Here is a 23,062-nt window from a genome sequence, read left to right as displayed (position 1 = left end):
AAACTATACAAGATTTCTGCTTTTTTTATTTCTATGGAATTGCGGGCTACTTTTTTGAGTTACTTAAGATGAATGTATTAATATAGGTATCTATTTCGAGTTTATGTTTCTCTACATCAACAGTCTTAGGCGTGAGTTCATAATACTTTGCGTTTTCTATATTACGTGCATAAAATAAACTGTATTCCATCGGGTGAATCACATCATAGTTATTTGCAAGTATCAGTGTGGGCATCGTCACATTAGTTAATTCATTTTTGCTTTTTATTGGCCTATCTCTAGGTATATCAATAAATTTTTTATAGTAATTAACAGAGGCGTCGTCTTCAAAATATCGCTTAAAAGTATCAATTGCTTTAGGGTAGGTATCTTTTATTGATGGAAATAGTGGGTCTTGCTCAAATAACTGTGAACCATTTTTTTTAGGTAAATATATACTTACGGTATTAAACCATTCTATCACTTGTTTTTTCATGGGCTCATCTGTCGCAGAGCTCCTAAGTAATATAAGCCCCATCACTTTATTTGCTGCATGGATTGCTAAATTCACCGCAACGCCAGCCCCCATAGATAATCCGCCGACATAAAAACGCTGTATGCCTAAATAATCCATTAACGCTAGTGCATCACTCGCCAAGCTATCGTTGCTAAGTTTTCTGGAATCATGTCCACTTTTCCCATGACCTCTTTGATCCAATGAAATTAATTGGATTTTTTCATCATTGTTAAATGTGTCAAAAGCAAATTTTAAATTATCACCTAGTCCATGAAGAAACAAAAAGGGGATACCTTCTCCTTGTATTTCATAGTTAAAGTAAGTTCCTTCGTGTTTAAATAATGGCATCGTTTATAAACCACTCCTTTGATGGTATTAATCCAGCGCGTTTAGTATTTTTCACCATTAATCCATGTAGTTAGAACCTCGAATTTTTCATTGAGTAAAACTAAGTCAGCGATATAGCCTTTTTCAATGCGACCGAATTTTTTCATACCTAGAATTTCTGCGGGTGTACTTGTGGCCATTTGTATCGAGTCTTGTAAGCTAATACCAAATTCATTACTCAACCTTAACGATTTATTCATTGTCACGGTGCTTGAAGCTAGCGTTCCGTCTTGTAAGCGTGCGATTCCTTCCTTAACTGTTACTTGGTGACCGCCAAAAATATACTCGCCGTCGCCAACTCCCATAGCTTGAAGGGCATCGGTCGTGAGAACAATCTTATCTGCTCCTTTAATTTTATGGATGAGACGCACAATCCCAGGATGAAGATGGACCCCGTCTACGATAGTTTGAACGCTTACCGCATCATTTTCCAAAGCCGCTGTAACAAGTCCGGGTGCCCGGTGATGGATTGCTGGCATAGCATTGAAGCAATGAGTTATATGTGTTGCTCCTTTTTCAAAAGCATCTTGCGCCTCTTCATAAGTTGCATTGGAATGCGCAATTGCAATCACAACTCCTCTTTTTTTCAAGAAGTCAATGAGTTCGATACCACCGGGCAATTCTGGCGCAATCGTTACCATTTTAATCAGACCATCTGCTTCATCAAAAATTTGTTTCATTTCTTTTAAGTCAGGGTGTCTTAAATAAGCTGGATTTTGCATGCCTTTTTTTTCAATATTGAGGTAGGGGCCTTCTAAGTGAATTCCTGCAATTTTTGCTCCTTGCTCTTTTCCGACCACTTTTTTTGTTTGCCTAATCATTTGAATCAAATCTTCCAAAGAGGAACTTACCGATGTGACTAAAAAACTAGTACATCCTGTTTCCGCACAAGCCATAGATACAGCTTGGATGCTTTCTGTTGAACCATCCATCATATCGTAATTCTTTGCACCGTGGATATGAACGTCAATCATTCCAGGTATGAGCAACTGACCATTTCCATCAAAAATTTGCTCTGTTGAATATTTTTCGGGAATAATTTTATTACTTGGAAAAACTTCTGCTATCAGATTGCCTTCTGTAATAACTGTTGCATTGATTAACTCGTTTTCTTTGTAAACTTTTACGTTTTTGATAATCGCCATTATTTTCACAATCCTTTCAAAGATATAACTTCTACTTCTTTAGAAATAAGGTGTTGCATCAAATCTTTTGGCAGGGGCTCATTTGTTATGACGGCATCAATTCCAGAGAAATCAAGCTTGAATGCAGTCTTTGTATTCACTTTCGTATGATCAATTAACAGGTATACTTTTTCGGAATTTCTGATAATCTCTTGCTTCATGTAGACGTCTGTAAGTTCGGAATAAAAGATACCTTGTTCCGTTAGCCCAGCACCACCAATAAAAGCAACGTCAAAGTTAAATTGTTTGAGTTGGCCTAAAACAGGCTCGCCGGATAATACACGTGAATGGAAGTTGAAAAAACCGCCAAGCAAGTATACTTTATTAGCTTCATTCTGAGCTGCTGCGATTGCATTATCCATAGAATTAGTCACAACCAATAAATCATTTTGCTCAAGGTCTGAAGCCAAAAAATGAACTGTAGTTGAAACATCTAAATAGATAGTCATATGATCTTTTATTACTTCGCCAGCAGCTGAGGCAATTGCTTGTTTCTGTTCACTCTGCTTCACTAATCTACTTGTATAACTTTCTATTTGAGGTTTTAAAATTGGTAGTGAAACCCCACCTGGATAGCGTTCTGCGAGTCCGCTTTCGACTAATTTTAAAATATCACGCCTTGCCGTATCTTTTGAAATGGAAAAAATCCGCATGAGTTCTTCTTGAGAAATAGTTTTCTTGCTCTCTAGTAGCTTCAGGGCTTTCACTATTCTTTCTTTTTGATTCATGATTTCCGCCACCTTTTATAATTTATTTTAAGTTTATTTTTATTTTAAATAAGTTTTTATAAGTTAATTATATACCTGATTATGTTTATGTCAAATTATAATTTTTGACTTAAGGGAGAAACTAGTTCTAGCAGTTTTTTCTTCGTGTGTTTTGAAATCTAGGTTATAATGATAGTAATTGTGTAAAAGCATCAAAAACAGCAACATAGAGGTGAAAAGATGGCTTTAAAGATGAAATGGGTTACTTTAGTTAGTATTATTATCGTGCTTTTAGTGGTGGGCTGGTTTCTAGGGACTAGGCTGACAGTGAAAAAATATGAGGTGAGCTCTACTAAAATTGAAAAAGAAATTAAACTAGTGCAACTATCGGATTTGCATTTTAGTGAATTTGGCGATAAAAATGAAAAATTGCTAGATAAAGTGGCTCGTTTAAATCCAGATGTGATTGCGATTACTGGGGATCTTTTTGATAAACAAGGGGATAGTGTTCCTAAAGAACTTATTAAAAAGCTTACGAAGATTGCGCCCGTGTATTATTCACCTGGAAACCACGAATACGATGTTAAAAATGCCTATGAGGACGATTACAAGCCTTTTTTAGAAAAAATGGGTGTAGTTAACTTAGAAGACAAAACAGCTACTATCGATGTGGGCGGGCAGAAATTTCAGATGTCTGGTTTGCGGAGTAGTGCGAATTTAGATTATGATTATCCTTATTATAAAGAAGGTATAGCGGAGATAAAAACGCAGCAAGATTCGCAGTACTATCAAATTCTTTTGTCACATATGCCGGATTATTTTGAGCTTTATGTGGAAAATGGCTTTGATTTAACCTTAAGTGGTCATACGCATGGCGGAATTGTGCGGATTCCATATACAAATATTGGTGCGATTGCTCCTGGACCACAGCGAACACTGTTGCCGGAGTATGTTTACGGTGAGCATTCGAAAGATGGGAAGACGATGATAATTTCTGCTGGACTTGGCGCGGGGAGTCTTCATCAAAAAGCTTTTCCGCGGTTGGGGAATCCATATGAAATTGTTGCGGTTACGATAAAACCGGAGACGAAATAAAAAAAGAGCCTTGATGAAGGCTCTTTTTTGCTATTTAAATATATGATCCAAATTCGTATGTTCGTCTGACTCGCAATTACAAGCTTTTTCGAGTTCGCAGCCGCCGCATTTTCCTTCTTTGCTACGTTTTACAAATTTTATAATCGCGTAAATAGTATAACCAAAAATTGCTCCGCCAAGTAATAAATTAACGATAATACTCACGAAAAACATCCTCTCTTAAACGAATAGACTGCCGATTTGATAAACAAGAAATACTAACACGTAAGCTGTAACAAGTGGATAAGCGACAGAGAATGCGGTCCATTTCCACGAACTAGTTTCTTTTCGAATCGCCGCAACCGTTGCTAAACACGGAATATAAAGCAAGATGAACAACATAAAGCAATAAGCCGAAAGTGGCGTATAGAAGGTGCTAACGATGCTGCCAAGTGAACTTTCTCCAACTGCATAAATAATCGCCATTGTAGAAACGACTACTTCTTTTGCTAGAAAACCAGGAATCAGTGTCGCGCCAGCTTGCCAAGTACCAAATCCTAAAGGAACGAGCAGTGGTGCTAGCATTCCGCCGATTATTGCTAAGAAACTTTCGCCCATTGGTACATCGAGTCCGGATGGTCCGGCGTAGTTTAACAACCAAATAATAACCGAACCTGCAAAAATAAATGTGCCTGCTTTACGCAAGAATCCTTTTCCTTTTTCCCAAGTGCTGCGCCATAATGTTTTGAGTGAAGGTAAACGATACGGTGGTAGCTCAACGACGAATACGGAATTATCTTTTTTAAGTAAAGTTTTTGAAAGGATTTTAGTGACAATGAGTGCCATTAAAATACCGATAACGTAAAGTGAAAGTACTACGAGCGCCTGATGTTTCTCGAAAAACACGCCTACAAAAAGAGCATAAACAGGGAGTCGCGCAGAGCAGGACATAAATGGTGAAACAAGAATAGTTAGTGTTCGTTCTTTGGATTCTTCAATTGACCTGGCAGCCATAATTCCGGGTACGTTACAACCAAAACCAATAATCATTGGTATAAAAGCTTTCCCATTTAAGCCGAAAATTTCCATTACTCGGTCCATCACAACTGCTATTCTGGCCATATATCCAGAATCCTCTAAGACGGAAATAAAGAAGAAAATAACTAAGATTTGAGGAACGAAGACAAGAACCCCACCAACGCCAGCGATGATGCCATCCGCGACCAAATCAATGATAAACCCAGACGCACCAATAGTTGTTAAGAAAGATGTCACCCAGTCCGTGAGCGACCCGCCGATAAAACCATCAAGCAAGTCTGAGAGCGGGGCGCCAACCCAAGTAAAGGTTATCTGGAAAATTAACCACATAATTCCTAAGAAAATCGGAATACCTAATAATTTATGTGTAAAAATTTTATCGAGTTTGTCTGATAGTGGAATATCCGAATTGCGCGTGTATTCGACTGAGGTCAAACAAATATCATGAATATAACTCGCGCGCACTTGGTGGAAATGATTTTCTAGTTTGCCGTTGAGTTCACTTTCTAACTCAGCACGGATTTGTTGCAACTGTTCGAACGCCGAATTAGATGTTAAAAATGCTTCCGTTACGTCATTTTTGGAAAGAAATTGAATTGCTAACCAGCGCGATTGTTTAGCAGGAATCAGTTCTTTTGTTAAAGCCTGAATTTCTTTGATTGCTTTCTCAGCTGGTTCGCCGTATTGTAAAACAAGCGGAATCGCTGGTGCCACATGCTTTTCAGATAAAGTAGATAAAATTTCCTCGGTTCCTTTTCCAGAACGCGCAACTACTGGCAAAATCGGAATACGTAGTTTTTTTGCTAAGTTTTGGATGTTTAAATGAATGCCGCGTCCAGCAGCTACATCTATCATATTAAGACCCATCACAACAGGTGCGCCGTACTCAAGCAGTTGAACAGTTAAATTTAAATTGCGTTCAATTTGTGAGGAATCGACAATGTTTAACATGCAATCGAATTTTTCTTCAAGTAAAAATCTAGTGACAACTGTTTCATCACGAGAGATAGGATTTAAGTCATAAATACCGGGTAAATCAATTAATTTTCCTGTTTTAGAACGTAAAGTACCGACTTTCTTTTCAACGGTTACTCCGCTCCAGTTTCCTACATATTCATAAGAGCCCGTTAGTGCATTAAATAAAGAAGTTTTACCAGTGTTCGGATTTCCGAGTATGCAATATGTATTTTGGCTCATCTGCGTTCCACCATAATGGCACAAGCATCACATTGTCTAATGCTTATATATTGTCCTTTTGTTTCAAAAGTGCATGGACCACCAAATAGTCCTTTTTGTTTGATACAAATATCACAACCTTCATCGCAACCAAGCGCAAGTAAGCGGCGTTTAAGCATCGCATTCTCGATTTTTAACTCTGAGATGCGAACTTTTTCGCCGACAGCAGTTTCATTTAATTGCATAAGCTCGTAGGCCTCCTTTTATGTTATGTAGTGAACATGATAATCATTATCAACTATGTTCATTTTATCACGAATGCAATTTAATATGAAGTATTTTCTTGAATTTGTTCGGAAAGTAGCAAAATAGTAGGGTATAACAGCAAAAAAGTTTCCTAATGGGACAGTGCTCTTCTAACTGAATAGCATGCCTTTTTACCTCTGTATTGATACACGGAAATAAGTGCTGGAGCTGTTTTTAATCGCTTTTTTTCTATCAAGTTGGTAGTTTTTATAGTAAAATGGTAACTATAACATTTATATAAATGGAGGAAAATAGTACATGAGTGAATTATTTACTACTATCAAAGGACAAGTTACTGGGAAAAACGTGCGCATTGTATTGCCTGAAGGAACTGACGAACGTATTGTCGGAGCAGCTGCACGTCTGCAAAAGGAAAATATCGTAACACCAATTTTACTTGGAAACAAAGCTGAAATTGAAGCAAAAGCAAAAGAAATTGGCGTTTCTGTTGAAGGGATTACTATTCATGACCCTGCGACCGATCCACTTTTTGATGAATTAGTGGCTGCATTTGTAGAGCGTCGTAAAGGGAAAGCAACGGAAGAAGCTGCTCGTAAAATGCTCGTTGATCCAAACTATTTTGGAACAATGCTTGTATACACTGGAAAAGCAGAAGGTCTTGTAAGTGGCGCGGCTCACTCTACTGGTGACACTGTTCGTCCAGCACTACAAATTATTAAAACAAAACCAGGCGTAAGTAAAGTTGCCGGCGCAATGATTATGGTTCGTGGCGAGGAACGTTACTTATTCAGTGATGTAGCTATCAATATTGCACCAGTTGCAGCAGACTTAGCAGAAAATGCGATTGTAAGTGCAGAAACAGCGGAAATCTTCGGCATTGATCCACGTGTTGCAATGCTAAGTTTCTCTACAAAAGGTTCTGCAAAATCCGATGAAACGGAAAAAGTGGTTGAAGCAACTGCTATTGCAAAAGAAAAAGCACCTGAATTAACGCTTGATGGTGAATTCCAATTTGACGCGGCATTTGTTCCAACTGTTGCTGAGAAAAAAGCGCCAGGTTCCGTTATTAAAGGGGATGCAAATGTATTTATCTTCCCAAGCCTAGAAGCAGGAAACATTGGCTACAAAATTGCGCAACGTTTAGGTAACTTTGAAGCAGTTGGCCCAATTTTACAAGGCTTAAATGCGCCAGTAAACGATTTATCTCGTGGTTGTAATACTGATGACGTTTATAACTTAACGTTAATTACAGCAGCGCAAGCAGTGAATAAATAATATGCAAAAGCAGTAGACTAAATTGTCTACTGCTTTTTTTATACCATTTTTTCGAGGAAGTACTTCATCAAGCGATTGTCGTTAGTTAGTTCAGGATGGAATGCGGTGACTAAAATGTTGGCTTGTTTAGCAGCTACGATTCGGTTTTCAACGGTTGCGAGCACGGACACTTCATCACTCGGTTCAATTAAGTAAGGCGCGCGAATAAATACGGCTTCAAAAGGCGAATCATCAAATACTTCGACAGTTAATTCAGCTTCAAAACTTTCTTTCTGACGGCCAAAACCATTACGAATTGCTGTAGCATCAAGTAATCCAAGGCTTTCTTCGCCGCCTTCAATTTCTTTTGACAAAAGCACAAGTCCCGCACAAGTCCCAAAGATAGCTTTACCTTCCTTGGCAAATGCTTTAACAGGTTCCATTAAATCATAACGTTTCATAATCTTGCGCATCGTTGTACTTTCACCACCTGGTAAAACAAGTCCGTCAAGCCCAGCTAAATCATTTGAATGCTTTACTTTAAAAGCAAGAGCACCGGCTGATTCAATCATTTGAATATGTTCATCAACTGCACCTTGAAGTGCAAGGACACCAATTTTTTTCATATTAAAAACTCCGATCTTGCATTCTGTCTTCTGGATTAAGACGAGACATTTCGATTCCTTTCATCGGGGAACCTAGCTCTTTGGACAGTTTTCCGATTAATTCATAGTCTGTATAGTAGGTAGTAGCTTGAACAATCGCACTGGCAAATTTAGCAGGGTTATCGGATTTGAAAATACCTGATCCAACGAAAACACCGTCTGCTCCAAGTTCCATCATTAAAGCTGCATCAGCTGGAGTCGCAACACCACCAGCGGCAAAGTTAACGACCGGAAGTTTACCTAGCGTTTTAATTTCTTTTACAAGTTCATATGGAGCACCGAAATTTTTAGCGGCAACCATTAATTCATCATCTGTCATGCTTGCAATTTGGCGGATTTGGCCATTTACTTGGCGCATATGACGGACTGCTTCGACGATATTTCCTGTTCCGGGTTCCCCTTTTGTACGGAGCATGGCAGCACCTTCACCAATACGGCGGAGCGCTTCACCTATATCACGGCAACCACATACGAAAGGAACTGTGAAGTCTGATTTAAGTAAATGGAATTCATCGTCGGCCGGGGTTAATACTTCGCTTTCATCAATATAGTCGACGCCCATTGCTTCGAGGACACGTGCTTCTGTAATATGACCAATTCGAGCTTTTGCCATAACAGGGATAGAAACAGCATTCATTACTTCTTCCACAATACGAGGATCAGCCATACGAGCGACGCCACCAGCTGCACGAATGTCAGAAGGAACACGTTCAAGTGCCATAACTGCTACTGCACCAGCTTCTTCGGCGATTTTTGCCTGTTCAGCATTTACAACATCCATAATGACGCCGCCTTTTTGCATTTGCGCCATTCCACGTTTTACACGGTCTGTACCAACTTTTTTCTCCATACTAATAACCTCCATCAAAGTTAATTGAAAATACCTGATTATTATGATAAGCTAAAAGCCATTTCGTAAAAACAGCCAATTGGATGCTGTTTTCTCCATCCAATTTTAAAAGAGGTGTAGTAGATGTGGAAACTTACTGGAAATTCTAATTTACCGATTTATTTACAAATTGTTGATTTAATAGAAACAAAAATTATGAACGGCGAACTTTTACCAGAAGAAAAATTACCTCCAGAAAGGCAGTTGGCAGAACTTTTTGGTGTGAATCGCTCGACGGTCGTTCGGGCGCTTGATGAGCTTACTGCACGGGCTGTTATCGTCCGGAAGCAAGGTAGCGGAACAATAGTGAATGCGGAAAAGTGGGGGCTTTTTGCGGGGCAGTCAACGAATTGGCGCCACTATTTAACGCAAGGTGGTTTTACACCAGCTGTTCCTTATATTAGGCAAACAGGTGTAATGGAACGCGCTGATTTGGAACAAGTGATTGATGCTTCGACAGGGGAGCTTCCACTTGAAATGACTCCTAAGATGGAAACGCCAAGTCTTTCGTGGCAGTCTTTTATTGCCGAAGAACAACTGGAAGACGAAGCTGGCTACAGACCGCTACGTGAAACCGTTCAAAGGCAAATGCATGATGCCTATGGTTTAAATGCACGCCCGGAACAAATTTTTATTACATCGGGAGCGCAGCAAGCGTTATTTTTAATTACACAATGTTTATTAAAACCGGGAGATGCCGTGGCGATTGAGTCGCCGTCTTACTTTTATTCACTATCGCTATTTCAATCTGCGGGCTTGCGGATTTTTGCCTTACCAATGGATGATGATGGTGTGATTATTTCTGAATTACGCGATTTATATCATAAGCATCGAGTTAAAATGGTTTTTGTTAATCCAACTTTTCAAAATCCAACTGGACTTGTAATGAGTTTAAAACGGCGCAAGGAACTCGTGAAAGTTTGCGCTCATTTGCAAATTCCGATTGTAGAGGATGATCCGTTTTCAGAACTGGCAGCACTTGATAGTGAAATTCCCGCTCCTTTAAAACAACTAGATTCAGATAATGTTTTATATATTGGCTCACTCTCTAAAATAATGGGATCAACTACACGGATTGGGTGGCTAATCGGACCGACAGCAGTGATTGAACGACTAGCTCTCGCAAGACAAGAGATGGATTTTGGACTAAGTATTTTCCCGCAAGTATTAGCAAATAGCGTTTTAAATACGGCTGGATATAGAGAACATTTAAAGCAATTACATCAAGTTTTAGAAGTGCGTAGAGATGATTTGATCGCGGCGCTAGAGGAAATTTTACCGAACGAACTAGAATTCATCAGGCCAAAAGGGGGCTTTCATTTATGGGTGAAATTACCGGTAGAATTTCGCTCCATTCGTGAGTTTGATATTTTTTTAGCGAACGATTTACTAGTGATGCCCGGGTTTTTATTCGGGGTAAAAGGGGCGGTTATTCGCGTAACATATGCCCGACTTGAGCAGGACGATTCAAGACAAGTAGCAAAAATAATAAAGCAAATATTAATAGAAAAAAGTGCGATGAAGCTTGATTGAAGGCTGATTCGCACTTTTTCATATTCCCCTTGAAAACCTTCTAATCTATAATAGAAAGTAACCCTAAAATATCATTCATCACAATAAATCTTTCTGCCAAAAGAGAAGTTGTGATGAATCATCATTTTTATGTAAGGGTTATCATTTACTATTAATATAAGGGAGGGAAAGTAGATGGAACAGGATTGTAAGGAATTAATTACTTATCTGCTCTTGAATCGGCAAGTGAATCTTAGAAATGTTTCCAAGAATTTTAAAGTATCCAAAGAAGCAATTGGCGCACAGATTACACAAATAAACCATCTACTAAAGTCAGAACCAATTTTAATTGACCATGACATGATTTTTGTTACAGATGTATGTAGGGAAGCTTGTTACCGGCTTTTAACTGCGGAAGAACAACAGCTATTTTCGTTTTATGAGGTGAATATTCGTCGCAAACTCATCATGATTAAATTACTGCTTCATAATCATTACATGTCACTCGGCGCACTTGCAGACTATGTTTATGTAAGTAAAAACACGATGTTAACCGATGTAAAAAGCATTAAAGAAAGCTTGCATGAGTTTGAAATTCAACTTGATTATTCACGAAAAGATGGTTATGCGGTTTCGGGTTCGGAATTTCTGATTCGTAATTTACTGGCAGAACTGATTCGCGAAGTCGTTCAAACCCCATACGGAAAATTCGTGCTGGATGAAAAAAAACTCATTACCGTAAGCGAAGTCTTTTTACTAAAGAAACGGCTGGAAAAAGTCGAAAGTAAGCTCCAAATTACATTCACCGATGAGCAAATGGAAGAATTGCCCTATATTCTCCACGGCATCATCAAGCGGGCCAAAGTAACGAATAGGAAATGGACTTTTAAAATTGAAATGTATGACATCAAAAATACCCGAGAGTTCCCGATAATGAAAGAAATGTTTTGGGGTTATGACTTTTTAAGTGAAAATGATTTGCTTTACCTATCACTACAAGTACTTGCTTCGAACTTAGTCGAGTCGGCACTTCATTTCTCAGACAGTGAAGAAATCGCCTATGCAGTTGATGAGTTCATCGGCTTACTTGAAATGTATTTTGCAACTGAAATCATGAAGAAAAATGAGTTTAAAGAAAAAGTGATTTTACATGTTAGACCAGCAATTTACCGGACGATTTTAGGTTTTCAAATCAATAATCCGCTTAAAAAACAGTTTATTAAAGAATATAATCCAACATTTAACATTGTAGAAAAAGCATCGAAACCATTTGAAAAGCTCGTTGGTCATAAGTGGTCAGAGGAGGAAATCGTGTATCTTTCTATGATAGTTCTTGGATGGATGTATCAAATTGAAGAAACAGAGCAACCAATTTTCCGCGCCGTCGTTCTGTGCAAAAGCGGTACATCCATCTCCAAACTACTCTTAGAAAACTTGAAAATGATGTTCCCAAATATTGATTTTCAAGGAGCTTATGCGGTTCGGCAATTAAATTCAGTGGCACGTGATATTGATTTTGTTTTTACAACTGTGCCCGTTCAAAGCAGCGCGACCATTTTTGTTATTCCGTCGATTTTAAGTAAAGATAGTCGGCAAATCCTCAGAGAACAAGTTGATAAAGCTATTGAAATGGACAGCCATAAAAAAACCAAAGAACTGCTCGCTATGTTAAAAGATGATATTCCTGAAGAAAATATCCATTTAGTTCAAGAAAAAGTAGAATCATTTTTTAGTAAAAAAGAGCAACCTGCTGAGAAAAAAGAGCCAGAAAAGATGCAGATTACCCCAGAACAAATTCATTTTTTAGAAACGCCACTCAAGTGGGAAGAACTTGTTTTTGCAGCATTTTCACCAATGTTAGAACGAGGGACAGTGGCGGCAAGCTATATTAAGACTTGTGAAGAAATATTCTATCAAAACTATGAGCAGATGATGATCGGACCGAATATTTATTTGCCTCACGCGAAGCCAGTAAATGGTGTAATAAAGCAGGATATTCAGTTGATGATAATGAAAGCGGACACAAGAACGCCGGCAAATGAAACAGTTAAAATTATGATCGCACTAGCACCGTCCGAACAAAATAAACATATACCATTATTACTAAAATTGAACGAAATTTTCTTACAACCAGAGAAATTAGCGGAACTTCTCGCTTCTACTAACAAAAAGAAAATCGTTGAAATCCTTGAAAGGGGGTGAGCGTCACGTGGATTACCATGATTTGTTTCAAAAAGAGTTAACCCTGATAAATTCAAGCTACGAGAGTCAGGCAGAACTTTTTGAATGTACTAGCAATATTTTAGAAAAAGAGCAGTATGTAGAGGCGACTTTTAGAGAAGCAGTAACAAACCGAGAAGTTATTTTCCCTACTGGACTTGAGATGAATGGTATCAAAATCGCAATTCCTCATACCGATACGATTTATGTAAAACGACCTTTTGTACTCGTAAACAAGCTTTCTACACCAATTCCTTTTATTCAAATGGGATCAAGTGAGAAATGGATTGATGTTGAAGTAATTTTCATGTTAGGTATTAAAAATCCAAAAGATCAAGTTCCACTGCTTTCAAGTATCATGGAAAAATTTATGGAAGCAGACTTTGTGGAACAAATAAAGGAAATAAATGATAGCAGCGCATTATGTGATTTTCTAAAAAAACAATTTGGAGAGTGATTACAGTGAAAAAAGTTATCGTAGCATGTGGATCAGGAGTGGCAACAAGTCAAACAGTTGCCTCTAAAGTAGAACGTATTTTAAAAGAAAAAGGAGTTCGCGCAACAGTAGAAGCAGTAGACATTAAATCATTAGACCAACATATTAAAACGAGTGATGTATATGTGGCGATTACTAAAGCGAATAAGGAATTTGATATTCCAACATTAAATGGTATTGCGTTCTTAACTGGCATGGGCATGGACGAAGAAACAGAAAAATTACTTAACGCCTTAAAATAAACAAGACAAAACAGGGAGCGTGAAAAAATGGAGTCATTACAATCAGTTATACAGTTTATTTTGAATCTTGGAGCTGCCGTTTTTGTTCCAGCATTGATGATTATTATTGGGCTTATTGTACGAATGAAAGTAAGAGATGCGGTAAGTGCGGGGATTATCCTCGGAGTTGCTTTCCTTGGGATGAATATCGTTATTGGCTTTATGATTGAAGCTTTAACGCCTGCAGCACAAGGTCTTGCAGAACGAACAGGAATTAATTTAAGCATTTTAGATGGTGGATGGACCTCAATGGCGACACTAGCTTGGGCATGGCCATTTGCCTTCCTAATGTTCCCACTACAACTGGGGATTAATGCTATTATGCTTGTCATCAACAAAACAAAAACCTTGAACGTCGATTTATGGAATGTTTGGGGTAAAATTTTGACAGCTGTACTTATTATTGGTGTAACGCAAAATGTTTATTTGGCTTTTATCGTTGCCGGAATTCAAATTGTTACTGAACTTATTCTATGTGATGCCAACCAACGTCAAATTCAAGAATTAAACGGTATTCCGGGTGTAACAGTTTCCCACGGTATGATGATTTTCTGTATTTTCTTAATGCCAATTGATTGGCTACTGAAGAAAATCCCAGCACTACGTAAAGACATGGATGCCAACGCGTTAAAAGACAAAATTGGTATTTTTGCAGAAAACCATGTGATGGGCTTTATTATCGGTGGACTTTTAGGGATTGCTGCAGGATATGATGTAGCAAAAACGTTGATGTTAGCCATGCAAGCAGCAGCGGCATTAACACTTTTCCCAATGGTTGCGAAACTATTTATGCAAGCTTTATCACCATTATCTGATGGTATTTCTGAATTTATGAAACGTAAATTTAAAAATCGTGAACTTTTTATTGGACTAGATTGGCCAATTTTGGCAGGGTGTAGTGAAGTGTGGGTGGCAATCGTTCTTATGGTACCAGTTACACTTATCTTCGCGCTTATTCTACCAGGAAATGGCGTATTACCGTTCGCTGGGATTCTAAATATTTCCTTGTGTGCGCCGGCTCTGATTGTTACAGGTGGGAACTTGATTCGTATGATTATTCTTGGAACGATTACAACGCCGATTTTCTTATATGTATCTACATTTTTCGCAGGAACAATCACGGATTTAGCGCATTCTACAGGCGCGATTTCCCTCAAAGCTGGACAACAAATTACTTGGAGTACGCTTGAATATCCAGTATTCCGTTATATCTTTGCAGAAGCAAGTCAGTTCACTATTTTAGGCTTTATTTTTGTCGCAATTTGGGTAGTATTACTAGTATTTTACGTGAAAATGATGAAAAAACGAACAATTGAACTAGAAAAAGCTAGCTCTTAAGAAATAGGAGTGATGAGATGATTTACACGATAACATTAAATCCAGCTATTGACCGGTTGCTTTTCATTCGTGGGGAGTTAGAAAAAAGGAAGACAAATCGAGTCATAAAAACAGAATTTGATTGCGGGGGAAAGGGGCTTCATGTTTCAGGAGTGTTATCCAAATTCGGTATTAAAAATGAAGCACTTGGAATTGCGGGATCAGACAATCTCGACAAACTATATGCCATTCTAAAAGAAAAACATATCAACCATGATTTCCTTGTAGAAGCTGGAACTTCGACAAGAGAATGCTTCGTCGTCTTAAGTGATGACACGAATGGCAGCACGATGATACCTGAAGCTGGTTTTACCGTAAGTCAGACCAACAAAGACAATCTTTTAAAACAAATCGCTAAAAAAGTTAAAAAAGAGGATATGGTGGTGATTGCTGGATCCCCGCCTCCTCATTATACATTATCTGATTTTAAAGAACTACTAAGAACTGTCAAAGCAACAGGGGCTTTTCTCGGATGTGATAACTCTGGTGAATATTTAAATTTAGCGGTCGAAATGGGCGTCGATTTCATTAAACCAAATGAAGATGAAGTAATCGCCATTTTAGACGAAAAAACGAATTCACTCGAAGAAAATATCCGCACTTTAGCCGAAAAGATCCCTTACCTGGTCGTTTCACTTGGAGCAAAAGGGTCCATTTGTGCACATAATGGCAAATTGTATCAAGTTATTCCACCGAAAGTGCAGGAACGAAATGATACTGGGGCTGGCGATGTATTTGTCGGGGCGTTTATTGCAGGACTTGCGATGAACATGCCAATTACAGAAACATTAAAAGTTGCGACAGGTTGTTCAGCCAGTAAAGTCATGCAACAAGACAGTTCGAGCTTTGATTTAGAAGCCGCTGGAAAACTCAAGAATCAAGTAAGTATTATACAATTGGAGGAGAGATAATATGTTATACCAAAAAGAACGTGAAGATTTAGCCAAAATAGTGAAGACGATGTTTGACCGCTTTGAAACAAATGCTGCGGGAGGAAATGTAAGTGTGCGCATGAATAATGAGCATATTATTATGACACCAACGCTGATGAGCCAAGCAAAACTTTGCGATCTTTCCCCATATGAAATTCTTGTAGTAGATAACAATAATGAAGTCGTAGAAGGAGACGGAAGAATTACTCGAGAAATCAACTTGCACCGTGCCTGCTATGTAGAAAACCCAAAAATTGGCTGTGTTCTTCATGCTCATCCAAAAGAATCGATGTTATTTGCAACACTTGGTATGGAACTTCCGAATTTAACAGAAGCAACGCAAAAAATCGGTCGAATTCCAACACTTGAATTTGCACCAGCGACTAGTCCAGAACTTGCTGAAATCGTACGTAAACATGTCATCGAACTTGGTGAAAAAGCTGTTCCTAGTGCGAGTTTATTAAATAAACACGGCATTGTTGTTTTAGAAACATCCCTGCATAAAGCATATGATATGTTGGAACGGATTGAATACAATGCTTATATTGCAGAAAAGGCAATGGTCTTTGATGCTTTAGGTATTAAAAAATTAGCTCATGACCGCGAATTAAATTATAATTTGGAGGAGTAACTAATGGAAAAATTCCTTTTTAATGCAACCTTATTTGCCAGTGCTTTATTACTAATGGTCGGTATTTTTAGAAGTTCTATTCCAATTACTGCCATATCGCTTGTTTTAGCAGTAGTATCGCAACATTTCTTTCGGAAAAAATATCCTAAAAAAACACGTAGCTATCGTGAAATAATCGCGGCAAAGCAGAAAAAAGGATGAAAAAAGGGATGGAAATCTAGTTTTAGATTTTCATCCCTTTTTATTATAGTTTGGAACGTTGTGATTTTTTCGGTCGAACATACAGGCCGAGTTTTTCTTGTTCTTTTGTTAAAGAAACAAACAGTGAAACTATCATTAAGATAATCACTATCGAAAATGGAAAAGCGGCAATAATTGATGCGTTTTGTAGCGCTGTAAGACCGCCTGCATAAAGAAGTACACTCGCTATTCCAGACTGTAAAAGCCCCCATGTTACTTTTACCGAGTTTGGTGGGTTTAAAGAGCCACCAGTCGTTTGCATACCTAAAACAAAGGTCGCAGAATCGGCAGAAGTAATGAAGAACACGGCAATTAAAATCATCGCAACAATAGATAATACGATGCCAAATGGAAATTGATCAAATACCCCAAAAAGGACTTGTTCGGTCGCTAAAGTGGAAAGGGCCGTATCTTTGTATTGATCGACAAAAATCGCTGAACCACCAAACACTGCAAACCAGAAAATGCTAACTAACGCAGGAAGCACGATAACACCTAATAAAAATTGACGAATCGTCCGACCGCGCGAAATTCTGGCAATAAAGATACCGACAAATGGAGACCACGATAGCCACCATGCCCAGTAAAAAATGGTCCATGAATCAATCCATTTTCTAGCATCAGGCGCATTTGGTGCAGTTTGGAAACTCATTTGGATAATGTTCTGTAAATAATCACCAAACGAATTAGTGAAGTTATTCATAATAAAAAGCGTAGGTCCTAGAATTAACGTTAGAATAAGTAATACGCCAGCGACATAAATATTCACATTACTTAATAACTGAATTCCTTTATCTAAGCCAGACATTGCTGATAATAAAAATAAAACAGTGACAATGACAATGATGATTAGTTGCACTGTAAAGTTGTTAGGGACATGAAATAAATATGTAAGACCGCCATTGATTTGCTGAGCTCCAAGTCCAAGCGTGGTTGCTACTCCGATAACCGTAGCGAAAACAGCGATAATATCGATTAATTGTCCAAGTGGTCCTTTCGCATGTTTACCTAATATCGGATAAAGTGTGGCGCTTATTAGACCAGGAGTATCCTTTCGAAACTTAAAGTAAGCTAGCGCTAAGGCAACTATTGCATAAATGGACCAAGCGGAAATTCCCCAATGAAAAAAAGAATAACGAAGCGCATCTTTCATCGCAGCTTGAGAGCCAACTTCACCACCAGGAGCTTGAACGGCAAAATGGGATAGCGGTTCAGCAGCTCCCCAGAAAACAAGTCCAATTCCCATACCGGCACTAAACAACATTGCGAACCAAGACTTATTACTATATCCTGGTTTCTCGCCGGGTTTCCCGAGTCGAATAGAGCCAATCGGGCTTAATATTAAAAATATGCAAAAAATGATAATGATTGCGACTACAAAAAGGTAGTACCAACCGAAATTACTTGTTAAAAATCTTTGGACATTTGTTGTAAGAGTTTCAAATTGTTCTGGCAAAAAAGCACCAAACAAAACTGCTATGAGAACTAATAGACTAGCTCCCCAAAAGACGTTCGTTAATTTTTTCATTGCATCACTTCCCTTTATAGTCTAAGTATGTATTTCCCCATGTTAGCACAAAGGTAACATCTATTTTATAGTAACAAAAAAAGTACTGCTCTGACAAATCAAACCACAAAGTCTGCTGGAATTAAAAAGCTGGAACGCATCTATGCATTCCAGCCAACTTTATAATGTTTTTTTCGCATTGGCGAGTGCAACGTGGATTTGATCAAACCCCGTACCGCCATATGAATTTCTCTTTTGAACCGCTGTTTTTGAAGCAAGAACAGTATAAATGTCTTCCTCAATAAGCGGATGGATTTCTTGGTAGTGGCTAAGTGCGACGTCTTGCAAATAAATCCCATTTTGCGTACATTCAAGCACCAATTTCCCAACAATCTCATGCGCTTCTCTAAATGGAACGCCTTTTTTCGCGAGATAATCCGCTAGTTCGGTCGCATTGGAAAAATCTTTTTGCGTCGATTCTTCCATTATATCTGCATTGATCTTCATCGTTTCAATCATTCCCGCGAATATATCTAAGCTTGTATGAACCGTCTCAAGCGTATCAAACATGCCTTCTTTATCTTCTTGTAAATCTTTATTATAAGCGAGCGGCAGCCCCTTTAAAACTGTTAACATGCCGAAAAGGTTTCCGTAAACACGACCCGTTTTCCCACGAATTAATTCGGCCATATCGGGATTTTTCTTTTGTGGCATAATCGAACTTCCTGTTGAAAAAGCGTCCGTTAATTCCACAAATTGAAATTCATGGCTCGTCCAAAGTATCAATTCTTCACAAAAACGCGATAAATGCATCATTAAAATAGAACTGTTACTAAGAAACTCGATAATAAAATCACGATCGCTCACGCCGTCTAAGCTATTTTCATAAACAGCGGAAAAACCAAGAAGTTCAGCGCTATAGGCCCGATCAATTGGAAAAGTCGTTCCAGCGAGCGCCGCAGACCCAAGTGGCGAAATATCAATCCGTTTGACACTTTCTTCTAAGCGCTCTAAATCACGTGTAAACATACCAAAATAAGCTAATAAATGATGCGCAAAAGAGATGGGTTGGGCGTGTTGCAAGTGTGTATAGCCAGGCATAATCGTTTCGACGTTCGCCTCCGCTTTTTGGACAAGCACCGCGCGCAAATGTTTTAACGATTGAATAATTTCTGCGACTGCTTCTTTTAAATACAAATGCATGTCTGTTGCAACTTGGTCATTCCGACTGCGCGCCGTATGAAGTTTTCCCGCGACAGGCCCGATTTCCTCGTGTAACAGTTTTTCGATATTTAAATGAATATCTTCGTTTACAGTACTAAATTCCAGTTCCCCAAGCGCTAATTTTTCTTGGAGGATTTTTAGCCCAGCGGTAATTTCACTCGCCTCAGAATCAGAAATAATACCACATTTTGCTAGCATTGCGACATGTGCCAAGCTTCCCGCCAAGTCTTCTTTCGCCATTTTTTGATCAAAAGAAATCGAAGCACCAAAGTCATCAATCCATGCTTCACTTTTCCCTTGAAAACGTCCGCCCCATAGTTTTTCCATTTTTTACACCTCAGTTGTTATTGTAACTTTTGAATTGACTTCTGCGCTCACTTTCGTTGGTAGTCCAAATAGCTTGATGAAACCAACAGCTGCATCTTGGTCGAATGTATCGGAAGAAGTATAAGTCGCTAAGTTTTCATCATAAAGCGAATTCGGTGATTTTCTTCCTTCGACGATGGCATGACCTTTAAATAGTTTTACGCGAATCGTACCGTTCACGAATTTTTGCGTGGATTTTAAGAAGGCAATTAATGCTTCTGTTAAAGGCGAAAACCATAAGCCATTGTAAATTGTTTCGCTGATTTTTTGTTCAATAATAGGTTTGAAATGTGCCACTTCACGAACAAAAGTTAAATCTTCTAATTCTTTATGTGCAGTAATTAAAGTAACTGCGGCGGGACATTCGTATACTTCACGTGATTTAATACCAACTAAACGATTTTCGATATGGTCAATTCTACCAACGCCATGTTTTCCAGCAATTTCGTTTAAAGTAAGAATTAAATTTGCTAGGCTCATATTTTCGCCATTAAGAGAAATAGGAATACCGGCATCAAATGTAATTTCGACAATATCCGCCGTGTCAGGTGCATCTTCTAAGCTAACTGTTAAGTCGTAAGCCGCTTCTGGTGGCGTTGTCCATGGGTTTTCAAGCACACCACATTCGTTACTTCTGCCCCAAAGGTTTTGGTCAATCGAGAAAGGATTATCTAAATCAATTGGAACGGGGATGTTATGTTCTTTGGCGTAATTGATTTCTTCTTCTCTAGACCATTTCCAGTCCCGGACAGGGGAAACGACTTTTAAATCAGGAGCAAGAGCATGAATCGCAACTTCAAACCGAACTTGGTCATTTCCTTTACCAGTACAACCATGAGCGATAGCAGATGCGCCTTCTTGACGAGCTACTTCTACTAATTTTTTCGCGATTAAAGGACGACTTAAAGCAGAAATAAGTGGATATTTTCCTTCATAATAGGCATGAGCTTGAAGGGCGATTAAAGCAAAGTTTTCGGCAAATTCTTCCTTGGCATCAATTGTATAAGATGCACTTGCACCGACAGTAATCGCTTTTTCTTTAATAAAATCCAAATTTTTCCCTTCACCAACGTCTAAACAACATGCGATAACTTCATAACCTGATTCCACTAGCCACTGAATTGCAACAGAAGTATCTAACCCACCAGAGTAAGCTAATACGATTTTTTCTTTCGTCATTGTAAACATCCCCTATTCATAAATATACAAACATTTGTATTTATATTAACACCTATACTCTCATATATCAACCTTTTTATTTTAAAATATTCATCATTATGATTAAAAATACATTTCACAAGAAAAATAGCCATTTCAAATAGTAATAAATTGGTTCCTGTTCGTAAAACTGCTATACTTGATATTGAAGTTATATTGAAGGAGTTGAACGAATATGAAAAATGCAATAAAATGGATTGCCATTGGTTTTGCAGGAATTATTCTACTTCCGTTAGTAATCGTTTTCTTTATTTACAAAAAAGCGGTTGGGAAAAAAGAATATGATCCCGAGGTACTTGAGAATTTAGATGAGGCTTCCCAGGAATTTGTAAAAAATACTTCACCATTGTCAGATGTAGACTCGCGATATAAATATATGAGACTTGCGACAAAAGCCTTGCCTTCTGCTAAAGATATTGAAATAGGCGATGTCGAAAATAAAAAAATTGACGGTCCAGCTGGTAAAATTCCGATTCGGATTTATACGCCAAAAGAGGACGGACCATTCGAGATTATCGTTTATTATCATGGTGGCGGATTTGTGTTAGGTGGTTTGCAAACACATGATGCGATTGCAAGAAAACTTGTACAAACAACAGGTGCTCGCGTTGTCACAGTTGACTACCGACTAGCACCAGAAAATCCTTTCCCAGCAGCAGTGGAAGATGCTTATGCTGCATTACTTTGGGTACAAAATCACCGTACTAGTTTACGTGCTAAATCCTCCGATATTATTGTCGCAGGGGATAGCGTAGGCGGAAACTTAGCAACAGTAGTGACCCAAATTGCCAAAGCCAAAGGAAAACCAAATGTTACGGCACAAATTTTACTTTATCCAGCAACGGATATTTTCAGTCGTGATGCTTCAGTGCTTTATCCGTCAATGGATGAATTTGCGGAAGGATATGTACTTACAAAAGAATCTTTAGACAAATTCTTTAAATTATATATTGCGAACTCAAGCGACCGTAAATATGATCCGCTGATTGCACCAATTCGTAGTAAAGACTTAGCTGGTCTTCCTAAAACCTTCATCGCAACTGCTGAATTTGATCCACTAAGAGATCAAGGAGAAGCATATGCGAAGAAATTAAAAGATGCTGGTGTAGAAGTATTTGCGAAACGTTTTGAAAAAGTTCCGCACGGCTTTATGACCACAACATCCGAAGCAACTGATGAGACTTACGAATTGATTAGCGAGTTTTTAGAAGAAAAATAAATCTTTGAATCCACTCTTTCACGAGAGTGGATTTTTTTATTGACAAAGAATTTTATTCATGAGAGAATGACTTACGAACGGTCGTCAGTTTTTTGAGAGGGGTGAAAAGATGAGAAAAGAAGAAATAAAGCAAGCAGCACTGACACTTTTTGCAAATAATGGTTTTGAAGGGACATCCCTTGCTGATATTGCAGGCGTTGTAGGTCTAAAGAAACAATCCATCTATTCTCATTTTAAAGATAAGGATGATTTGTTTTTATCTATTATGAAGGACGCGAAATCTACGGAAATTGATTATTACCGAGCGAAACTTCGAGATAGTGATTTATCTAGGCCCGACTTAGTGTTATCTAGTTTACTTTTTGGTGTGAAGGAATTATATGATACAGATGAAGCTTACCAATTTTGGTTGCGATACGGGTTTTATCCACCGAAACATTTGTATGATATTGTTCAGGCAGATATTACCGAGAATATTTTGCAAATGGAACAAGATTTCACTGATTTATTTAGCGATTGGATTGAACAAAAGTTGATTCCAATGCAAGATGTCGAAACGATGAAAGAAGCGTACATGGGAATTCTTGACGCGGTTATCGTGGACATTGTTTATGTGAACGACCCCGAACGAACAAAAAAGAAAATCACAGCTTTATGGCAAATTTTCTGGAGAGGAATTACGCTAAAAGCTTAATTTAGAGG

22 protein-coding genes and 1 pseudogene are annotated in these 23,062 nt (G+C 38.3%); 12 read left to right on the top strand and 11 right to left on the bottom strand.

Translation table 11 applies throughout. The features are described 5' to 3' along the window. Window positions 1–46: 46 nt before the first annotated feature. Genes PQQ29_RS10885 through PQQ29_RS10875 form a run of 3 tightly spaced genes read right to left on the bottom strand, consistent with a single transcriptional unit; the run spans window position 47 to window position 2,795 of the window. Window positions 47–844, bottom strand: a complete 798-nt coding sequence (locus PQQ29_RS10885; RefSeq protein ID WP_187983899.1) for an alpha/beta fold hydrolase — start codon at window positions 842–844, stop codon at window positions 47–49. A gap of 41 nt (window positions 845–885) precedes the next feature. Further along, on the bottom strand, window positions 886–2,028 hold the full coding sequence (gene nagA / locus PQQ29_RS10880) for an N-acetylglucosamine-6-phosphate deacetylase (protein ID WP_187983900.1): 1,143 nt from the start codon (window positions 2,026–2,028) through the stop codon (window positions 886–888). A gap of 5 nt (window positions 2,029–2,033) precedes the next feature. Beyond that, window positions 2,034–2,795: a DeoR/GlpR family DNA-binding transcription regulator gene (locus tag PQQ29_RS10875; protein ID WP_010991069.1), complete on the bottom strand. Its 762-nt coding sequence runs from the start codon at window positions 2,793–2,795 to the stop codon at window positions 2,034–2,036. Window positions 2,796–3,014: 219 nt separating this feature from the next. Here PQQ29_RS10875 and PQQ29_RS10870 point away from each other — a divergent pair, with 219 nt between their 5' ends. Continuing rightward, a complete protein-coding gene (locus PQQ29_RS10870) occupies window positions 3,015–3,869 on the top strand; it encodes a metallophosphoesterase (protein ID WP_187983901.1) in 855 nt (284 codons plus the stop codon). Between the two features lie 30 nt (window positions 3,870–3,899). Here the strand turns inward: PQQ29_RS10870 and PQQ29_RS10865 are convergent, their stop codons facing one another. Genes PQQ29_RS10865 through PQQ29_RS10855 form a run of 3 tightly spaced genes read right to left on the bottom strand, consistent with a single transcriptional unit; the run spans window position 3,900 to window position 6,307 of the window. Further along, entirely contained in the window at window positions 3,900–4,082 is a 183-nt protein-coding gene (locus tag PQQ29_RS10865; protein ID WP_003769684.1) for a FeoB-associated Cys-rich membrane protein, read from the bottom strand. Window positions 4,083–4,088: 6 nt separating this feature from the next. Then, window positions 4,089–6,083, bottom strand: a complete 1,995-nt coding sequence (gene feoB, locus PQQ29_RS10860) for a ferrous iron transport protein B (RefSeq protein ID WP_187983902.1) — start codon at window positions 6,081–6,083, stop codon at window positions 4,089–4,091. Then, on the bottom strand, window positions 6,080–6,307 hold the full coding sequence (locus PQQ29_RS10855) for a FeoA family protein (protein ID WP_003722363.1): 228 nt from the start codon (window positions 6,305–6,307) through the stop codon (window positions 6,080–6,082). The genes feoB and PQQ29_RS10855 overlap by 4 nt, the downstream gene beginning before the upstream one ends. 319 nt (window positions 6,308–6,626) lie before the next feature. On the opposite strand from PQQ29_RS10855, the gene pta reads away from it, so the two are divergent. Next, the gene (gene pta / locus PQQ29_RS10850; protein ID WP_003769680.1) at window positions 6,627–7,604 is read left to right on the top strand and encodes a phosphate acetyltransferase; all 978 of its coding nucleotides are present in this window, start codon (window positions 6,627–6,629) and stop codon (window positions 7,602–7,604) included. Between the two features lie 38 nt (window positions 7,605–7,642). Here pta and pdxT read toward each other — a convergent pair whose 3' ends face one another. After that, entirely contained in the window at window positions 7,643–8,209 is a 567-nt protein-coding gene (gene pdxT, locus PQQ29_RS10845; RefSeq protein ID WP_003769677.1) for a pyridoxal 5'-phosphate synthase glutaminase subunit PdxT, read from the bottom strand. Window position 8,210: 1 nt separating this feature from the next. Then, window positions 8,211–9,098, bottom strand: coding sequence for a pyridoxal 5'-phosphate synthase lyase subunit PdxS (gene pdxS, locus PQQ29_RS10840; protein ID WP_010991065.1), 888 nt, complete (start codon window positions 9,096–9,098; stop codon window positions 8,211–8,213). A gap of 123 nt (window positions 9,099–9,221) precedes the next feature. Here pdxS and PQQ29_RS10835 point away from each other — a divergent pair. The 8 genes and pseudogenes from PQQ29_RS10835 to PQQ29_RS10800 all read left to right on the top strand — a co-directional run bounded on the left by PQQ29_RS10835 (window position 9,222) and on the right by PQQ29_RS10800 (window position 16,787). Then, window positions 9,222–10,666 (top strand): annotated as a pseudogene (locus PQQ29_RS10835) (aminotransferase-like domain-containing protein). A 178-nt stretch (window positions 10,667–10,844) separates the two neighbouring features. Further along, window positions 10,845–12,851 carry a BglG family transcription antiterminator gene (locus PQQ29_RS10830; protein WP_187983903.1) on the top strand — a complete coding sequence of 669 codons (2,007 nt, stop codon included), beginning with the start codon at window positions 10,845–10,847 and terminating at the stop codon, window positions 12,849–12,851. 7 nt (window positions 12,852–12,858) lie between these two features. Next, window positions 12,859–13,326 carry a PTS sugar transporter subunit IIA gene (locus PQQ29_RS10825; RefSeq protein WP_033837769.1) on the top strand — a complete coding sequence of 156 codons (468 nt, stop codon included), beginning with the start codon at window positions 12,859–12,861 and terminating at the stop codon, window positions 13,324–13,326. A 5-nt stretch (window positions 13,327–13,331) separates the two neighbouring features. After that, window positions 13,332–13,607 carry a PTS sugar transporter subunit IIB gene (locus PQQ29_RS10820; protein WP_003763365.1) on the top strand — a complete coding sequence of 92 codons (276 nt, stop codon included), beginning with the start codon at window positions 13,332–13,334 and terminating at the stop codon, window positions 13,605–13,607. Between the two features lie 27 nt (window positions 13,608–13,634). Then, the gene (locus tag PQQ29_RS10815; protein WP_070753765.1) at window positions 13,635–14,984 is read left to right on the top strand and encodes a PTS galactitol transporter subunit IIC; all 1,350 of its coding nucleotides are present in this window, start codon (window positions 13,635–13,637) and stop codon (window positions 14,982–14,984) included. A gap of 17 nt (window positions 14,985–15,001) precedes the next feature. Further along, window positions 15,002–15,934 (top strand): 1-phosphofructokinase, encoded by a 933-nt coding sequence (locus PQQ29_RS10810; protein ID WP_003763361.1) that lies wholly within the window; start codon window positions 15,002–15,004, stop codon window positions 15,932–15,934. A gap of 1 nt (window position 15,935) precedes the next feature. Further along, on the top strand, window positions 15,936–16,586 hold the full coding sequence (locus PQQ29_RS10805; protein ID WP_003767817.1) for a class II aldolase/adducin family protein: 651 nt from the start codon (window positions 15,936–15,938) through the stop codon (window positions 16,584–16,586). Window positions 16,587–16,589: 3 nt separating this feature from the next. After that, entirely contained in the window at window positions 16,590–16,787 is a 198-nt protein-coding gene (locus PQQ29_RS10800) for a hypothetical protein (protein ID WP_003767814.1), read from the top strand. Window positions 16,788–16,830: 43 nt separating this feature from the next. On the opposite strand, the gene PQQ29_RS10795 is transcribed toward PQQ29_RS10800, so the two are convergent. The 3 genes from PQQ29_RS10795 to PQQ29_RS10785 form a co-directional block, all read right to left on the bottom strand. Next, window positions 16,831–18,354 carry a glycine betaine uptake BCCT transporter gene (locus tag PQQ29_RS10795; protein ID WP_003769664.1) on the bottom strand — a complete coding sequence of 508 codons (1,524 nt, stop codon included), beginning with the start codon at window positions 18,352–18,354 and terminating at the stop codon, window positions 16,831–16,833. A gap of 159 nt (window positions 18,355–18,513) precedes the next feature. Further along, entirely contained in the window at window positions 18,514–19,884 is a 1,371-nt protein-coding gene (argH, locus tag PQQ29_RS10790) for an argininosuccinate lyase (RefSeq protein WP_187983904.1), read from the bottom strand. A 3-nt stretch (window positions 19,885–19,887) separates the two neighbouring features. Further along, a complete protein-coding gene (locus PQQ29_RS10785) occupies window positions 19,888–21,102 on the bottom strand; it encodes an argininosuccinate synthase (RefSeq protein ID WP_003769660.1) in 1,215 nt (404 codons plus the stop codon). 214 nt (window positions 21,103–21,316) lie between these two features. Between PQQ29_RS10785 and PQQ29_RS10780 the strand changes: the two genes are divergently transcribed. Both PQQ29_RS10780 and fepR read left to right on the top strand, forming a co-directional pair. Further along, entirely contained in the window at window positions 21,317–22,360 is a 1,044-nt protein-coding gene (locus PQQ29_RS10780; RefSeq protein WP_003763352.1) for an alpha/beta hydrolase, read from the top strand. A gap of 109 nt (window positions 22,361–22,469) precedes the next feature. Beyond that, window positions 22,470–23,054: an efflux pump transcriptional regulator FepR gene (gene fepR, locus PQQ29_RS10775; RefSeq protein ID WP_010991061.1), complete on the top strand. Its 585-nt coding sequence runs from the start codon at window positions 22,470–22,472 to the stop codon at window positions 23,052–23,054. Window positions 23,055–23,062: the final 8 nt, after the last annotated feature.

The organism is Listeria innocua, assembly GCF_028596125.1.
Taxonomy (GTDB): Bacteria; Bacillota; Bacilli; order Lactobacillales; family Listeriaceae; genus Listeria; species Listeria innocua.
Note: the sequence above shows the minus strand (reverse complement) of the source record. Positions and strands in the feature narration are given on the sequence as shown.

Coding starts and splice junctions, on each gene's coding strand:
- PQQ29_RS10830 (WP_187983903.1), top strand. CDS start 10,845: ATGGAACAGGATTGTAAGGAATTAATTACTTATCTGCTCTTGAATCGG.
- PQQ29_RS10785 (WP_003769660.1), bottom strand. CDS start 21,102: ATGACGAAAGAAAAAATCGTATTAGCTTACTCTGGTGGGTTAGATACT.
- PQQ29_RS10870 (WP_187983901.1), top strand. CDS start 3,015: ATGGCTTTAAAGATGAAATGGGTTACTTTAGTTAGTATTATTATCGTG.
- PQQ29_RS10805 (WP_003767817.1), top strand. CDS start 15,936: ATGTTATACCAAAAAGAACGTGAAGATTTAGCCAAAATAGTGAAGACG.
- PQQ29_RS10865 (WP_003769684.1), bottom strand. CDS start 4,082: ATGTTTTTCGTGAGTATTATCGTTAATTTATTACTTGGCGGAGCAATT.
- PQQ29_RS10795 (WP_003769664.1), bottom strand. CDS start 18,354: ATGAAAAAATTAACGAACGTCTTTTGGGGAGCTAGTCTATTAGTTCTC.
- PQQ29_RS10875 (WP_010991069.1), bottom strand. CDS start 2,795: ATGAATCAAAAAGAAAGAATAGTGAAAGCCCTGAAGCTACTAGAGAGC.
- fepR (WP_010991061.1), top strand. CDS start 22,470: ATGAGAAAAGAAGAAATAAAGCAAGCAGCACTGACACTTTTTGCAAAT.
- PQQ29_RS10780 (WP_003763352.1), top strand. CDS start 21,317: ATGAAAAATGCAATAAAATGGATTGCCATTGGTTTTGCAGGAATTATT.
- pdxS (WP_010991065.1), bottom strand. CDS start 9,098: ATGGAGAAAAAAGTTGGTACAGACCGTGTAAAACGTGGAATGGCGCAA.
- PQQ29_RS10800 (WP_003767814.1), top strand. CDS start 16,590: ATGGAAAAATTCCTTTTTAATGCAACCTTATTTGCCAGTGCTTTATTA.
- pta (WP_003769680.1), top strand. CDS start 6,627: ATGAGTGAATTATTTACTACTATCAAAGGACAAGTTACTGGGAAAAAC.
- pdxT (WP_003769677.1), bottom strand. CDS start 8,209: ATGAAAAAAATTGGTGTCCTTGCACTTCAAGGTGCAGTTGATGAACAT.
- PQQ29_RS10855 (WP_003722363.1), bottom strand. CDS start 6,307: ATGCAATTAAATGAAACTGCTGTCGGCGAAAAAGTTCGCATCTCAGAG.
- argH (WP_187983904.1), bottom strand. CDS start 19,884: ATGGAAAAACTATGGGGCGGACGTTTTCAAGGGAAAAGTGAAGCATGG.
- PQQ29_RS10885 (WP_187983899.1), bottom strand. CDS start 844: ATGCCATTATTTAAACACGAAGGAACTTACTTTAACTATGAAATACAA.
- feoB (WP_187983902.1), bottom strand. CDS start 6,083: ATGAGCCAAAATACATATTGCATACTCGGAAATCCGAACACTGGTAAA.
- PQQ29_RS10815 (WP_070753765.1), top strand. CDS start 13,635: ATGGAGTCATTACAATCAGTTATACAGTTTATTTTGAATCTTGGAGCT.
- nagA (WP_187983900.1), bottom strand. CDS start 2,028: ATGGCGATTATCAAAAACGTAAAAGTTTACAAAGAAAACGAGTTAATC.
- PQQ29_RS10810 (WP_003763361.1), top strand. CDS start 15,002: ATGATTTACACGATAACATTAAATCCAGCTATTGACCGGTTGCTTTTC.